General features: G+C 62.6%; 13 protein-coding genes. 4 read left to right on the top strand and 9 right to left on the bottom strand.

Annotated elements, in window-relative coordinates; all coding sequences use genetic code 11:
• Positions 1–48 precede the first annotated feature (48 nt).
• Complete coding sequence (locus CWS35_RS28205; protein ID WP_145987194.1) at positions 49–3,201, bottom strand: adenylate/guanylate cyclase domain-containing protein; 3,153 nt, start codon at positions 3,199–3,201, stop codon at positions 49–51.
• 357 nt (positions 3,202–3,558) lie between these two features.
• On the opposite strand from CWS35_RS28205, the gene CWS35_RS28200 reads away from it, so the two are divergent.
• Genes CWS35_RS28200 through CWS35_RS28190 form a run of 3 tightly spaced genes read left to right on the top strand, consistent with a single transcriptional unit; the run spans position 3,559 to position 6,182 of the window.
• Positions 3,559–3,888, top strand: coding sequence for a rhodanese-like domain-containing protein (locus tag CWS35_RS28200; RefSeq protein WP_024582236.1), 330 nt, complete (start codon positions 3,559–3,561; stop codon positions 3,886–3,888).
• A gap of 8 nt (positions 3,889–3,896) precedes the next feature.
• Positions 3,897–5,066 carry an aminotransferase gene (locus tag CWS35_RS28195; protein WP_024582235.1) on the top strand — a complete coding sequence of 390 codons (1,170 nt, stop codon included), beginning with the start codon at positions 3,897–3,899 and terminating at the stop codon, positions 5,064–5,066.
• Positions 5,067–5,072: 6 nt separating this feature from the next.
• Entirely contained in the window at positions 5,073–6,182 is a 1,110-nt protein-coding gene (locus CWS35_RS28190) for a polyamine ABC transporter substrate-binding protein (protein WP_024582234.1), read from the top strand.
• 98 nt (positions 6,183–6,280) lie between these two features.
• Here CWS35_RS28190 and CWS35_RS28185 read toward each other — a convergent pair whose 3' ends face one another.
• The 7 genes from CWS35_RS28185 to CWS35_RS28155 form a co-directional block, all read right to left on the bottom strand.
• Positions 6,281–7,216, bottom strand: coding sequence for a lipid A biosynthesis lauroyl acyltransferase (locus CWS35_RS28185; RefSeq protein WP_024582233.1), 936 nt, complete (start codon positions 7,214–7,216; stop codon positions 6,281–6,283).
• Between the two features lie 22 nt (positions 7,217–7,238).
• Positions 7,239–8,516, bottom strand: a complete 1,278-nt coding sequence (locus CWS35_RS28180; protein ID WP_024582232.1) for a beta-ketoacyl-ACP synthase — start codon at positions 8,514–8,516, stop codon at positions 7,239–7,241.
• 117 nt (positions 8,517–8,633) lie between these two features.
• Entirely contained in the window at positions 8,634–9,818 is a 1,185-nt protein-coding gene (locus CWS35_RS28175; RefSeq protein WP_024582231.1) for a beta-ketoacyl-ACP synthase, read from the bottom strand.
• On the bottom strand, positions 9,811–10,287 hold the full coding sequence (locus CWS35_RS28170; RefSeq protein WP_024582230.1) for a 3-hydroxyacyl-ACP dehydratase FabZ family protein: 477 nt from the start codon (positions 10,285–10,287) through the stop codon (positions 9,811–9,813). The genes CWS35_RS28175 and CWS35_RS28170 overlap by 8 nt, the downstream gene beginning before the upstream one ends.
• A 9-nt stretch (positions 10,288–10,296) precedes the next feature.
• The gene (locus CWS35_RS28165) at positions 10,297–10,596 is read right to left on the bottom strand and encodes an acyl carrier protein (RefSeq protein WP_024582229.1); all 300 of its coding nucleotides are present in this window, start codon (positions 10,594–10,596) and stop codon (positions 10,297–10,299) included.
• A gap of 181 nt (positions 10,597–10,777) precedes the next feature.
• Positions 10,778–11,110 carry a hypothetical protein gene (locus CWS35_RS28160; RefSeq protein ID WP_024582228.1) on the bottom strand — a complete coding sequence of 111 codons (333 nt, stop codon included), beginning with the start codon at positions 11,108–11,110 and terminating at the stop codon, positions 10,778–10,780.
• Positions 11,111–11,197: 87 nt separating this feature from the next.
• Positions 11,198–12,043 carry an ion channel gene (locus CWS35_RS28155; RefSeq protein WP_244442234.1) on the bottom strand — a complete coding sequence of 282 codons (846 nt, stop codon included), beginning with the start codon at positions 12,041–12,043 and terminating at the stop codon, positions 11,198–11,200.
• A 123-nt stretch (positions 12,044–12,166) separates the two neighbouring features.
• Between CWS35_RS28155 and CWS35_RS28150 the strand changes: the two genes are divergently transcribed.
• Complete coding sequence (locus CWS35_RS28150; RefSeq protein WP_024582226.1) at positions 12,167–12,793, top strand: ParB-like protein; 627 nt, start codon at positions 12,167–12,169, stop codon at positions 12,791–12,793.
• Here the strand turns inward: CWS35_RS28150 and CWS35_RS28145 are convergent.
• A complete protein-coding gene (locus tag CWS35_RS28145; protein WP_100954933.1) occupies positions 12,754–13,266 on the bottom strand; it encodes an MgtC/SapB family protein in 513 nt (170 codons plus the stop codon). The two genes, CWS35_RS28150 and CWS35_RS28145, sit on opposite strands and share 40 nt — an antisense overlap.
• Between the last annotated feature and the right edge of the window lie 6 nt (positions 13,267–13,272).

Here is a 13,272-nt window from a genome sequence, read left to right as displayed (position 1 = left end):
CAGCGAAAGCCGGCTGCGGCGCAGCGCATCGATCCATCGAACGGAATGCTAATCCAATTCCGCGAGAGCCGCGTCAACTCGCGTCAGTATGGGTGTCTTGCCAAACTGAGAAAGAATTCGCCTCGACTCAGTAAGGTGATGCAAGGCGGGTGCGGTTCTTTTCTTGGCCTTGTAAAGCAAGCCGAGAAGCATGTGGGCTCGGCCCGGCATGTATCCATCTGGATGGAAGCGCGGATTGGCCAAGAGACTCTCCATCAAGATACGAATGCTTGGCGACGCAGTGCCCATCACCTTGAGGAGAGTCAGGAGGTTTCTCAGCAAGATCTTGAGCGGCACCTTTTCCTTTCCTTCAATGATCTGCAGGTAAACCTCGCCGAGGAACAAACGATACCAATCCGCGGCAGCCCGGTAGCCCTCGTTTTCCCGCTTCGATATGGCTTCCTTCAGCAACCGAATTCCCTTGCTGATGTCTCCTTGGATCACCTTCGACACTCCGAGGATGGCATCGCTCGTCGTCAGAGAATACAAATCGCCATCAACGGCGCATCGGTTCCGAAAGGCCTCCAGGATACTCAAACCTTCCTCGGTCCGCCGCAGAAGCGCGAGGACGCACCCCTTGATGTTGAGAGCTGTTTCCCGATCGAACGGCGTAACCGCGAGGGAAATCGATTGCTCACTGAATTCCAGCGCCTCCAGGTATGCATCGGATAGCATCGCAATCAAGGCCAACACGCAGAGGCCAAGCCCCGTGGATCGGGGGTCATCCAGCCGCTGGCCAACTTCCATGAGGGCTCTTGCCGAGTCCCGCGCGTCGTTCATCCGACCTTGGTGGAATTCCTCCCACGCGACCACAAACCTGGCCCAATTCTGAATGTGAGCGTCCGCCGTGTCGGAAGCGGCGCTGATAGCGTCGCGCTTGAGAGACTCAAACTCATGTGGCGGCTTGGGTGCAACAATCGTGGAGAAGAGGATCTCGCTGGTCAACGCATAGGCCCGTGGTCTGCTATCGCCGAGACGTTCCGCCATTTGCCGGGATTGCAGCTGCACGTCGCGCGCGAGGCGATATCGCGTATTCCAGAGGAGCGCGAATACATAGTTGTGTCGAATGAGAACAGCTCTCGGATCATCCAGAAGGCGATCGATCCGTGGCAGGTAGCGTTCGGCGACGTCGATCGTGGATTTGATCTGCGCGGTCATGTTCAGCAGAAACGTGTAGGACACCAGGAATTCGGCGACCTGATCGTCGGAGGCGCAGTCGCTATCGCTGTGAAGCAGGCCAAGAGCTGCGGTGAAATGACTGGTTGCCTCTTCCAGTGAATAGACACTGAGGCTTTTGGTGCCAGCCATCGACGAGTAGGCGAACGCCTTTTTGGCGCGGCTGGCCTGGCTGTAATGATATGCGAGTACCTCGGCCACTTCAGTGAGCCTGTTGCCGCCGCGACGCTCAATCTCCTCAGCGATCCGCAGGTGCATGGCTGTGCGCGCTTCGGTGAGCAGACTGTGGTACAACGCGTCTCGAACCAGAGCATGCTTGAACAGATAGCTGTTGGATTTCACCTCAGGGTGTATGAGGTCAGCCGCCTGCATCGCCGCGAGTTGTGCTTCGACCTTGTCGGCCTCTCCGAACACCGAGGTGAGCAGGTCAGGGTCAAACCGCCTGCCAATGACAGAGGCGGCTTGCAGCAACCTTCGGTCCTCTGCGGCGAGCCGGTCGACACGCGCAGTCAAGAGGCTCTCTACAGTCGCGGGCAGGGCTGATGCCAGAGCGGTGGAATCAAATTCTACCTTCCCCGCAATCAGCCGAACCACGCCCCGTTCGCCGAGAAAGCTCACGATTTCCTCAGCAAACAGCGGATTGCCTTCGGCCTTATCTACGACCTCCCGCGCAAGCGCTTCAGGCAACGCCGCGACACCTAACCGCGTCTGGATCAGGCGGCGGATGTCACCACCAGGGAGCGGATCCAGGCTGAGACTGAGGACGAATGTGCTATCCAGCCAAGGCGGCTTGTATTCCGGCCGTCGGGTATGGATGAAGAGAAGCCGCTGCTCGGCTTCGCTTTTGACGAGTTTGTCCAGCACCTCCTGGGACACACTGTCGATCCAGTGCAAATCCTCCACCACCAAAATCACGGGCGAGAGACGGCAGCGCGATGCAAGGAGTTGAAGCAGAAGCTCGCGCGTGCGCAAGCCGATCAGCACCCCATCGAGCCCTGTCAGCGCGCCATCCGGTACCTTGAGGCCGAGCAGATGGAGCAACAGGCCAAGATTTCGTGACGAGTGGAGCCCAAGAGCGACAAGCCCCATTTCAATCTTCTGCACGACATCCGCTTCGGCTTCGCCGATCGCGATCCGGAACGAGCCGCGCACCACCTCGATGAGAGGAAAGAACGATGTTTGCTGGCTCTCTGGCGAACAACTCCCGGACAGCACGAAGGCGCGGTTGTCTGCGATCGTTTGACGAAACTCGTGCACAAGGCGTGATTTGCCCATGCCAGGCTCAGCCACGAGGTCGACGACACGAAGTTGGGTCCGGGCTTCCGCGAGGCTGCGCTCCAATTCCTCCAACTCGAGGCCTCGTCCAACGAAGGCTCCCAGGCCCCGACTTACCGCCACGTCGAAACGCGTAACACCCTGTCGAAGGGCCCCAAGCTTGTAAACGCCTTGCCGGTCGGCCTTTCCCTTGATCTCGTGCTCGCCCGAGAAAGTTGTCTCTACCAATCCCTGTACCAATCGGAAGGTCGTGCTGCTTATGACGACCGAGTCCGGCTCTGCCAAAGTCTGAAGGCGCGCCGCGACGTTGACCGTGTCGCCGAGTGCCGTTGCGGCGGCTCCCGTGCCGCCCTGCACCGTCCCGACGACCGCCAGACCCGTATTGAGACCCATCCGCAGTTGCGGTCGCAACCCATGCGCGGCTTGGATGTCCGCTCCAGAAGTCTTCAACTTCTGCAAGATCGACAGGGCTGCGCGGCATGCCCGCAGCGGCGCATCCTCCAATGCCGCCGGGGCGCCGAAGACTGCCATTATCCCATCGCCGGTAAAGCCCTGCACGACGCCACTTTGCTCATGCACGGCTTCCTCCATGAGCTTCGCCAAGTCGCGCATGAGCAGGAACGCCGCTTCCTCGCCCTTCCGCTCCGAAAAGGCCGTGAAGTCAACCAGGTCTGCGAACAGGACTGTGATCTGTCTCCGCTCGGGCTCCACATGGGCCTCCCAGCGCTGAAAGGCAGAACCTAACACGTAGGAAGAAGCGTCCAACAGCAGGATAAGGCGCTGAGAACACTGGCCTCACACCGGACCGCACTATTGTGGCTCACTGTTTCTCGTCGTAGCGAAGCTCTCAGCCTCGGCCCGGTTTGGTGTTCAAAGCGGGGGATAACGGGCCGGCGCGACAACTTCAGACGCCCGAACGCGTTGCCAAGTCGATCGGGGTCCAGCGCCGTCTGCGCGACATCTAACCCGTTTCGGGCGCTTGATTTTCTCCGCGCGAGAGGCGACTTTGCGCGCCGGACCGGCGAGCCGCGTGACGCTCGCCAATCGGATGATCGGGAGGATATTTCCGTGGCGGACCACAAGGTGGAAGATTTGTTTCCGGACGAGGTGTCGAAGGGCATAGCGGAAGGCCGCTACCTCCTGGTCGACGTCCGCGAGCCCAACGAGGTCGCAGTCGAGGCCTATCCCGACGGCGTCGTGGTGCCGCTATCGACGTTCGATCCGTCAGCGATCCCCGATCCGAAGGGAAAGCAGGTGGTGTTCGCCTGTCGCTCCGGCAAGCGCTCGGTGACGGCCTCGCTGGCCGCGCAGGCCGCCGGCTTGCCCTACGACAAGCATCTGGCGGGCGGCATTATCGGCTGGAAGGCGGCGGGATTGCCCACCAAGACCGGCGGCTGATCCCCGACATGACCTCCATGAACAAGGTCTTCGCGGACCTTCCCGTCACCATTTTCGAGGCGATGTCGCAGGCCGCGCGCGACAACAACGCCATCAATCTCGGCCAGGGCTTTCCCGACGATCCCGGACCGGAGGACATCCGCCGCGCCGCCGCGGACGCCTCCATCAACGGTTACAACCAGTATCCGTCGATGATGGGCATCCCCGAGCTCCGCCAGGCGATCGCTTCGCATTACGGTCACTGGCACGGGCTCAAGCTCGATCCGATGACCGAGGTGATGGTGACCTCCGGTGGCACCGAGGCGCTGACTTCCTCGATCCTCTCGGTGGTCGAGCCGGGCGACGAGGTGGTGTGCTTCCAGCCGGTCTATGATTCCTATCTGCCGATCATCCGCCAGGCCGGCGGCATTCCGCGGCTGTTGCGGCTCGAACCGCCGGAGTGGCGGCTCAACGAGGAGATGCTGCGCAGCGTCTTCAATCACAAGACCAAGGCGGTGCTGTTCAACAATCCGCTCAACCCGGCAGCGGTGGTCTATCCGCGCGAGGACCTCGAGCTGTTGGCGCGGTACTGCCAGGAATTCGATGTCGTCGCGATCTGCGACGAGGTCTGGGAGCACGTCGTGTTCGACGGTCGCGAGCACATCCCGCTGATCACGATCCCCGGAATGCGCGACCGCACCATCAAGGTCGGCAGCGCGGGCAAGATCTTCTCGCTGACGGGATGGAAGATCGGCTTCGTCTGCGCCGCGCCGCCGTTGCTGCGGGTTGCGGCCAAGGTGCACCAATTCCTCACCTTCACGACGGCGCCCAATCTGCAAGCCGCCGTCGCCTACGGCCTCAACAAGCCGGACGACTACTTCATCGACATGCGCAAGGACATGGCGCGAAGCCGTGACCGCCTGACCCGGGGGCTCGAGAGCATCGGCTTTCCCGTGCTGAAGTCGCAGGGCACTTACTTCCTCACGGTCGACCTGTCGCCGCTTGGGCTCAATGAGACCGATGCGGAGTTCTGCTGGAGAATTGTGCAGGATTACAAGGTTGCGGCTATTCCGGTCTCGGCGTTTTACGAGCAGGATGCGGTGACGTCGGTCGTGCGCTTTTGTTTCGCCAAGAAGGACTCGACGCTCGACACCGCATTGGAGCGGTTGTCCGACGCCGTGCATCGCCGCAAGAGGTAGAGCAGAATGCAGAAGCAGAACCGTCGTCTCGTCAGCTTCGTCGGCGCAGTCGCGGCGGTCCTGCTGGTGTCCGTCTCCGCCGATGCGCAGGAGCGCACGGTCAACTTCTACAATTGGTCGAACTACATGGCGCCGGGAGTCCTCGAGGACTTCACCAAGGAAACCGGCATCAAGGTGGTCTACGACACGTTCGACGCCAATGAGACGCTGGAAACGCGGCTGCTCGCGGGCAAGTCGGGCTACGACGTCGTGGTGCCGACCGGCTATTTCCTGCAACGCCAGATCACCGCGAAGGTGTTCCTCAAGCTCGACAAGTCGAAGCTGCCGAACCTCGCCAATGCGTGGCCGGTGGTGACCGGGCAACTTGCCACCTACGATCCCGGCAACGTTTACGGCGCCAACTACATGTGGGGCACCACGGGCATCGGCTACAACGTCAAGATGGCGGAGAAGATTCTCGGGCCTGATGCCAAGATCGATAGCTGGGACATGGTGTTCAAGCCGGAGAACCTCGCCAAGTTCAAGGATTGCGGCATCCATATGCTGGATTCCGCCGACGACATCCTGCCGGCGGCGCTGAGCTATCTCGGCCTCGATCCGAACTCGACCAGGCAGTCCGACCTCGAGAAGGCCGCCGATCTCGTCATCAAGATCCGGCCCTATGTGCGCAAATTCCATTCGTCCGAATATCTCAGCGCGCTGGCCTCCGGCGAGATCTGCTTCGTGGTCGGATGGTCGGGCGACATCATGCAGGCGCGCAGCCGGGCGGCGGAGGCCAAGACCGGCGTCGAGATCGGCTACACGATCCCGAAGGAGGGCGCGCAGATGTTCTTCGACAATCTCGCGATTCCCGCCGATGCCAAGAACGTCACCGAGGCCTATGAGCTGATCAACTATCTCTACCGACCCGAAGTGGCAGCGAAGAACTCGAACTTCCTGTCCTACGCCAACGGCAATCTGGCGAGCCAGAAGCTGATCGATCCGAAGATCTTCAACGACAAGGACATCTATCCGGACGAGGCGATGCAGAAGAAGCTGTTCGTGATTTCAGCGCGCGATCCTGCCACGCAGCGCATCATCAACCGGCTGTGGACGCGGGTGAAGACCGGGAAGTAGGTCTATCCGTCATTGCGAGGAGCGATGCGACGAAGCAATCCACGTCTCGCGCCGCTGCGAGGTCGATTGCTTCGCTCGCAATGACGAGGGCTCAGGCGCTACCGCCAGCGCCGGTGCAGCCAGAGCCATTGATCCGGGTACTCGCGGACCCAGCCCTCGACGATGTCGGTGATCGCCTGCATCGTGCCCTGGATGTCGATCTGGCCGGATGGGTCGAACACCGGTTTCACTTCCTCGGTGACCTCGCCGCGGAAGCGGCCGTCGGGCAGGCGGATGATCCGGGTCCCGTGGATCGGGCAATCGATCTGCCGGCGCAGGCGTGCCAGCAGCGGGTTCGCGGTGGTCTTGCGGCCGAAGAAGGTGACGGGAACGCCATTGGTCAAATACTGGTCGACCAGCATCGCGACGTGCTGGCCGTTCTTCAGTGCTTGCGCCAGCTTGAGCGGCGCGTCGCGGCCGGCCGGGACCAGCGTGCCCAGATTGACCGCGCGGATCTTTTCGATGGCGCGGTCGGCGGCCTCGATGTTCGGCCGCCGGAACAGGATCGTGGCGTCGAGCCCGTGCGCCGCGGCGGCAATTGGCGACAGCTCCCAGTTGCCGAGATGGGCGGCGAAGAACAACGCCGGCTTGCCGTCGTCGCGCAGTTCGTCGAACAACTGCTTGCTGCGCGCCGAGAACTCGACGCGGCCCGGCTTGTCCGGATTCGCGGGATCATGATCCCAGATGCGGTCGATATGCGCGAATTCGGCCCCGATGCGTCCGAGGTTGTGCCAGACGCCGGTCAGGATCTCCTCGATCTCCTGCGGCGACTTCTCGGGGAAGGCGGCCGTGAGGTTCTCGCGACCGATGCGATCTTCACGCAGCCGGCGGCCGATGAAATGCGCGGCGCTGCCGAAGAACCGCGCGGTCTTCTCCGGATCGAAATAGCGCGTGGTGCGCAGCAGGCCGGTCGTCAACGCGCCAATGGCAGCGTTGGTCACGGGCTTGGCAGCGTCACGGAGCTGCGCCCTGGTGCGAAGGATCAGGCGTTTCATCTGATGAGGCGAGGCCGCCGCGTTAGGCCGGCTCGCGCGTCAGGATCAGCGAGGCGTTCTGCCCGCCAAATCCGAACGAGTTCGACATCACGGCGGTCACCTTGGCGTCGCGCGCCTTGTTGCCGACCACGTCGAACGGGATAGCCGGGTCGGGCACCTCGTAATTGATCGTCGGCGGAATCCGCTGATGCTCGAGCGTGAGCAGCGAGAAGATCGCCTCGACTGCGCCGGCGGCAGAGATGGTGTGGCCGACCATCGACTTGTTCGACGACACCGGAATGTTCGGTGTGTGCTCGCCGAACACGGCGGCGGTTGCCAGATATTCCATCTTGTCGTTTTCCGGCGTCGAGGTGCCGTGCGCGTTGATGTGATCGATCTGTTGTGGCTCCATGCCGGCGTCGGCAAGCGTCTTCCGCACGCAGCCGATCGCCGGCTTGCCGTCGGGGGCGGAGCGGGTGCGGTGGAAGGAATCGGTGAGCTCGCCGCAGCCCGCGACGACGCCGAGGATGCGCGCGCCGCGCGCCATCGCGGCATCGTAGCTTTCCAGCACCAGGGCGCCGGCGCCTTCGGCCATCACGAAGCCGTCGCGGTTCTTCGAGAACGGCTTTGAGGCGCCCTGCGGCGGATCGTTCTGGGTGGAGAGCGCCGACAGCAGCGAGAAGCGCACCAACGCTTCCGGATTGACCGAGCCGTCGGTTGCTATGCACAGCGTCGCATCGGTCTCGCCGCGGCGGATCGCCTCGACGCCGAGCTGGATCGCGGTCGCACCGGACGCGCAAGCGGTCGAGAGCGAAATCGGCGATCCCTTGGTGCCGAAGGTCTCCGCGAGGCTGAGCGCGACCGAACCGAAGGTGAAACGCCGGTGGAAATGCGCAAACTGGCCGCCGCCGCAGGTCGCCAGATAGTCGATGATTCCGAAGTCCTTGGTCGGAACGGCGCGCGCGACTTCGAGCCGCTGCGGCCACTCGGTCTCGATCGGGGCGACCGCCAGAAACAGCGGGCCGGGAAAGTCACCCTTGCTGCCAATCCCGGATTGCGCCAGCGCCTCTTCAGTCGCGATCTCCGCCAGACGCTGCGACAGGCTGGTCGAGGAGAACGGGTCGACGGTGACGAAATCGACGGCACCGGCCATCGTGGTCTTCAAACTGTCGAGCGGAAAGCGCGTCACGGTCTTGATGCCGGACTCTCCCGCGGTGAGACGCTTCCAGTTGTCGGTCTTGCCGCCGCCGAGCGACGTCACGATTCCCATGCCGGTCACGACAACGATCGGTCGGCCGAATTTATCGCGTGGTGCTGTCATGATGTCCCCGTCGGTGCTTGCGCCGGACTTGAAACGCGACGAGATTCATCGCGCCCTAGCTGTTCATTTGAGCATGATCTTTTCGGAAAACCGCTTCGCGCTTTTCCGGATCATGCTCTAACTGACGGCCTCGACAAGCGCCATGCCTTCGCCCTGCCAGTGGCCGACCCCCAACACGACAATCTGGGTTGGCACTTCGGTCTTTTCAACCTCCAGCCCGGTTGGATCGTTGGCCGGGTAGAGCGCGCCGCGCGAGATCGACAACGCCGCGAGCGCGAGCCCGAGCGGGAATTGCGCCTCCATGGCATGCCCAAAGGTCGTTCCGGTGGCACGCACCGCAAGGCCGGGATGCTCAGCCAGGAATGCACGCTCCTCGGCGGTCGCGGGCTCGGCGCCGGTGGCGCCCGTGATCAGCATGGCGTGGTCATCGCGGATGCCGAGTTGCGGCCACATCGCCTGGAGCGACTTCGTCACCGCGCCTGGCTGCTTGCGCTTGGCAAGGTCGGCGACCACTCTGGTCAACTTGGCATACGGCTTCGCGCCGCGGGCCTCGGCATGCTCGCGCGATTCCATCACCAGGAAGGCGCCGGCGGAGCCGATCGCAAAGCCCGGGTTGTTCCTGCGGGCCCAGACCGAGCTATGCCGGTCCTTCAGCGCGAAGTCACCGAACGTATAGAGCATCAGCAGGTCGCCGCGATCGCCATTATGGGCGGCGCCGACTAGCGCGATGTCGCTCTGTCCGGCGCCGATGCGCGCGACTGCGATCCGTGCTGCGTCGATGCTGGAGGCTTCCTCGCCCATGAAGGTGCGCGAGGTCCCGCACACGCCGTGAACGATCGCGATATTGCCGGCAAGCAAATTGGAGAGCTGTGCCAGGAACAGCGTCGGCCGCAGTTCGTTCATCAGCTTTTCGTTGAGGACGGCGGGCGGCAGGTTACCCTGCGCGTCGGCATTCATGATCGCCAGGTCGACATTGAGGTCACGCTCGCCGCCGCCGGCCGCGATGATCATGTCCATCCGCGACAGGATTTCCTGATTGCCTTTGACGCCGGCGGAATCCAGCGCCAGCCCGGCGGCATAAGTGCCGATCCGCTGCCACAGCTCCATCTGGCGCTGATCGCCCTTCTTCGGGATCTGGGCGTCGAAGCTGACGGGGGCGATCGGATGAATCACATATGGCGCGAGACGCTGCTCATCGGCATTGACGCGCCTTTCGCCCAGCGCCTGCCAATGCGTATCCAGCCCCTCGCCAAGCGAGGAGAGCAGGCCTACGCCGGTGATCCAGACTTCCTTCTCAGCCATTGCTCATTGCCTGCATCGGAAAACCGATCTTGCTGGCCATCGCATCCATGTGCACGCGCAAGTCCGGGCTCGGGAACGGGATGTGGCGGAAGGTTAGGTCGGCATTGCATTTGAGCTCTTTGCCGACGCGGACCTTCGCCGAGGTCACGGTGAAGCCCGAACCTTCATGTTCGATCTTGGCCTCGATCGTCAGTGTCGAACCGGGGCTGACGAAGCCGCGCATCTTGGCTTCCTTGACCATGGCGAGGAAGGGCATGCGCGCGAACTTGGTCAGACCGAGGATCAGCCAACCCGAACTCTGCGCCATTGCTTCGGTCAGCAACACACCGGGCATGATCGGGTAACCCGGGAAGTGGCCGGCGAACACCGAGTGACTGTCGGGCGGCACGTCCGCCTCGACGACGATGGTTTTCGCGTCGAGGTCGAGGGCGACGATCCGGTCGATCAGCTGAAAGATTTCGAGCTGCATGATGGGCGATTACGAGCCCGTGCCCGTGCCCGCGTTCTTGGCCGCAACCAACTCGTCGATGCGATCGGCGAGATTCTTCAGCACGAAGTACTGCTCCGTCGTGGCCTTGCCGTCGTTGACTTCCTGGGTCCACTTCTCGAGCGGCATCTTGATGCCGAAGGCCTTGTCGATGGCAAAGGCGATGTCGAGGAAGTCGAGGCTGTCGATCCCGAGATCGTCGATCGCGTGGCTCTCCGGCTTGATCGTGTCGCGCGGGATGTCGCAGGTCTCCGCGATAATGTTGGCGATCTGCTCGAATGTGGAGGACATCATTAAGCCTTTGATATATTGAAGGTAATTCCGGGTCGGCTCAGACGAGGCGGGCGTATTGCCCCGGAATGCCCTATTGCTGCCGCCGGAGTCGTGTGCCCGTATATCGGAGCAGGGCCGTTAGTTCAATGGAGCTTGGCCGGCCAGTCAGAGGCGGTTTTTGGGTAAGGTTCCGGGCCGCCTAGTTGCGCGGCATCACCGCAATCTTCGCGCAATCCCGGCGTCCCATCAGCACGCAATCCTGGGTCTTGCGCAAATCGGCGATGCTCATGGCGAGCCAGATGCCGATCGCGGTGAGTGCCACGGTGAAGGCGAAGGCGGCGATGTTGGCGAGCATGCGCTGGCGGAAGTCGTCCGGCTCCTCACGCGGTCGCTCGTAGCGGGACAGGTCGTTGGCGACGGAAGGGGGGCGGACCGGCTCCTCACGCTTGCCGGGCGGCTGCGCCGAGGTACGCGGCCGGAATTTGAGCACCACGTGCTCGTCATCCGAGGAGATTGGCCGCTGCGTCTTCACTGGTGTCAGTCCGGTCGCGTCGCCGACTATGTGTAGCATGTTCGCTGCGCTTCACACCTAAAATCTTCATACGCGCAGAGGTGGTATTCATGCTTCGATCGTGTCGTGGAACCGACTGTAGTCGATCCTGAGGCGGCCGTCTTCCGTCGTGCGCAGGATCTCGACATAGCGATAGCCGATGCGGATGTCGGAATGTTCGTACGATTTTCGCGCATGCACAGTTTGCGCTGCAACGTCGTCATAGCCCGACACGACGACGCCGAGTCCGGCATTGATGGCTTCGAGGTCCGCGGCGTCGAGGCCGTGCAGCGGGCTGTCCTGGTTGATCACGTGAAACAGGGTCCAGCTCAGCGCCAGCGCCGGGCTTTCGCTGCGTGTGAGCGGTAGTTCGAAGAACCGGCGGTAGGACATGCCTTCCTTGCTGAGGTCGTTCTTGAACAACCACAGCCGCGCGGTGGCGTTGGCGATGATGTTGTGCCGCTCGTTGGCGAGGCGGATCATCAGCGTCCGCTCGCCCTCATGGTTCGAGATCACGGGATTGTCGGCGAACAGCAACCGCGCGCTCGGCCGTGAGAAGCGGGCGAAGATCAACCCGGTCATCAGCGACATCGAGAAGATGCCGGTGAACAGCTCGACGGCGGCGATGAAGTGCCCGTAATGCGTCTGCGGGTGCATGTCGCCGTAGCCGGCGGTCGAAAGTGTTTCGATGCTGAAATAAAGGTAGTCGATGTATTGGCCGCCGGGCACGTTGGCGATCGGGTTGTCGCCGAGCCAATAGAGCAGGGCGAAGACGGCATTGAAGATGATGAACACCAATGCTGCACCGCCAATAAAGGCGGGCCAGGATGCCGTCATGCAGCGATGGCTGATGTCGGCCCAGAAACTGAGCTCCAACCCCTCGGTCACGACCTCGCGGTTGCCGAGGCGGACCATGCGTGCCTTCGCTCGATCGCTTGCTCTCAGGGCCATTCCGCCGAACCGGCTCTTTCGCCTGCCTGTGACATCATGTCATAATGGAACCCATTCCGGAGTGCCGGTCAAACGGGAGTACCAATCATGGCCCACACGCGCGAGCCCTATGTCAAACCGGTCCCGATCCTGTCGCTGCGACCGACCCAGATGACGGTCGGCATGCACGAGGTGAAGGAAAAGCGGAAGCGCTGGCGCGAGCACAGCTCGGACAAGAAGCGCGCCGAACTGCTGGGCAAGCATATGATCCCGGTCGTCCATGGACCCGACGACCGCTATTACGTGGTCGATCATCATCACATGGCGCGGGCGCTGCACGAAGAGGGCGTCAAGGACATCCTGGTCACGGTGATCGGCGATCTCACGATGGTCGAACGTGACGTGTTCTGGGGCGTGATGGACAACAAGCGCTGGGTCTACCCCTACAACTCCAAGGGCGAGCGCTGCCACTTCAAGGACATTCCGAAATCGATCAATCAACTCAAGGACGATCCGTTCCGCAGCCTCGCCGGCGAGATGCGCCGCGCCGGCGGCTTTGCCAAGGACACGACGCCGTTCAGCGAATTCCTCTGGGCCGACTTCCTCCGTCGCCATATCCCGCGCAAGACGGTGGAGAACAATTTCGCCAAGGCGCTGGAGAAGGGTCTGGCGCTCGGCCGCAGCAAGGACGCGACCTATTTGCCGGGCTGGTGCGGGCCGGCATCTGACGACTGACCGGAGGCAGCCCCCGGCTTGGACGAATCCTCCTTGCCGCCGAGCGCGTGGTGCAGCCACCGCTCGGTGCGCTTGCCAAAGGTCAGCAACAGGAACGCCAGCACGAGCGCCGTGAGCACGATCGGCCAATGTCCGGCGCCGCAGACGACCCCGACGCAGGCGGCGAACAAGGTGCATGCGGCGCTGGTCAGGCCGCGGACCTGAAGACGATCGCCCTGGCGGACGATCACGCCGGCGCCGAGAAATCCGATCCCGGTCAGCACGCCCTGGATCACGCGGCTGATTGCATCGGTGAACTGGCCGGGCGCAACCGCATGCGCTGCCAGCAGCACGACCATTGCCGTCGAGAGGCTGACGAGACCCAGAGTCTTCAAGCCGATCGGCTTGCCGCGCAGGTCGCGGTCGAGGCCGATCGCGCTTCCGGCAAGGGTGGCCGCGCCGAGGCGCAGGATGATCTCGCTCCAGTCTGCCAATGCCGC

The sequence above is a fragment of the Bradyrhizobium sp. SK17 genome (assembly GCF_002831585.1).
Classification (GTDB): domain Bacteria; phylum Pseudomonadota; class Alphaproteobacteria; order Rhizobiales; family Xanthobacteraceae; genus Bradyrhizobium.
This window is presented reverse-complemented; position numbering and strand designations above follow the sequence as displayed.

Bases quoted from the DNA above. Each gene is read 5' to 3' on its own strand.
- CWS35_RS28195 (WP_024582235.1), top strand. From the start codon at position 3,897: ATGACCTCCATGAACAAGGTCTTCGCGGACCTTCCCGTCACCATTTTC.
- CWS35_RS28190 (WP_024582234.1), top strand. From the start codon at position 5,073: ATGCAGAAGCAGAACCGTCGTCTCGTCAGCTTCGTCGGCGCAGTCGCG.
- CWS35_RS28185 (WP_024582233.1), bottom strand. From the start codon at position 7,216: ATGAAACGCCTGATCCTTCGCACCAGGGCGCAGCTCCGTGACGCTGCC.
- CWS35_RS28180 (WP_024582232.1), bottom strand. From the start codon at position 8,516: ATGACAGCACCACGCGATAAATTCGGCCGACCGATCGTTGTCGTGACC.
- CWS35_RS28175 (WP_024582231.1), bottom strand. From the start codon at position 9,818: ATGGCTGAGAAGGAAGTCTGGATCACCGGCGTAGGCCTGCTCTCCTCG.
- CWS35_RS28170 (WP_024582230.1), bottom strand. From the start codon at position 10,287: ATGCAGCTCGAAATCTTTCAGCTGATCGACCGGATCGTCGCCCTCGAC.
- CWS35_RS28165 (WP_024582229.1), bottom strand. From the start codon at position 10,596: ATGTCCTCCACATTCGAGCAGATCGCCAACATTATCGCGGAGACCTGC.
- CWS35_RS28155 (WP_244442234.1), bottom strand. From the start codon at position 12,043: ATGGTCCGCCTCGGCAACCGCGAGGTCGTGACCGAGGGGTTGGAGCTC.
- CWS35_RS28150 (WP_024582226.1), top strand. From the start codon at position 12,167: ATGGCCCACACGCGCGAGCCCTATGTCAAACCGGTCCCGATCCTGTCG.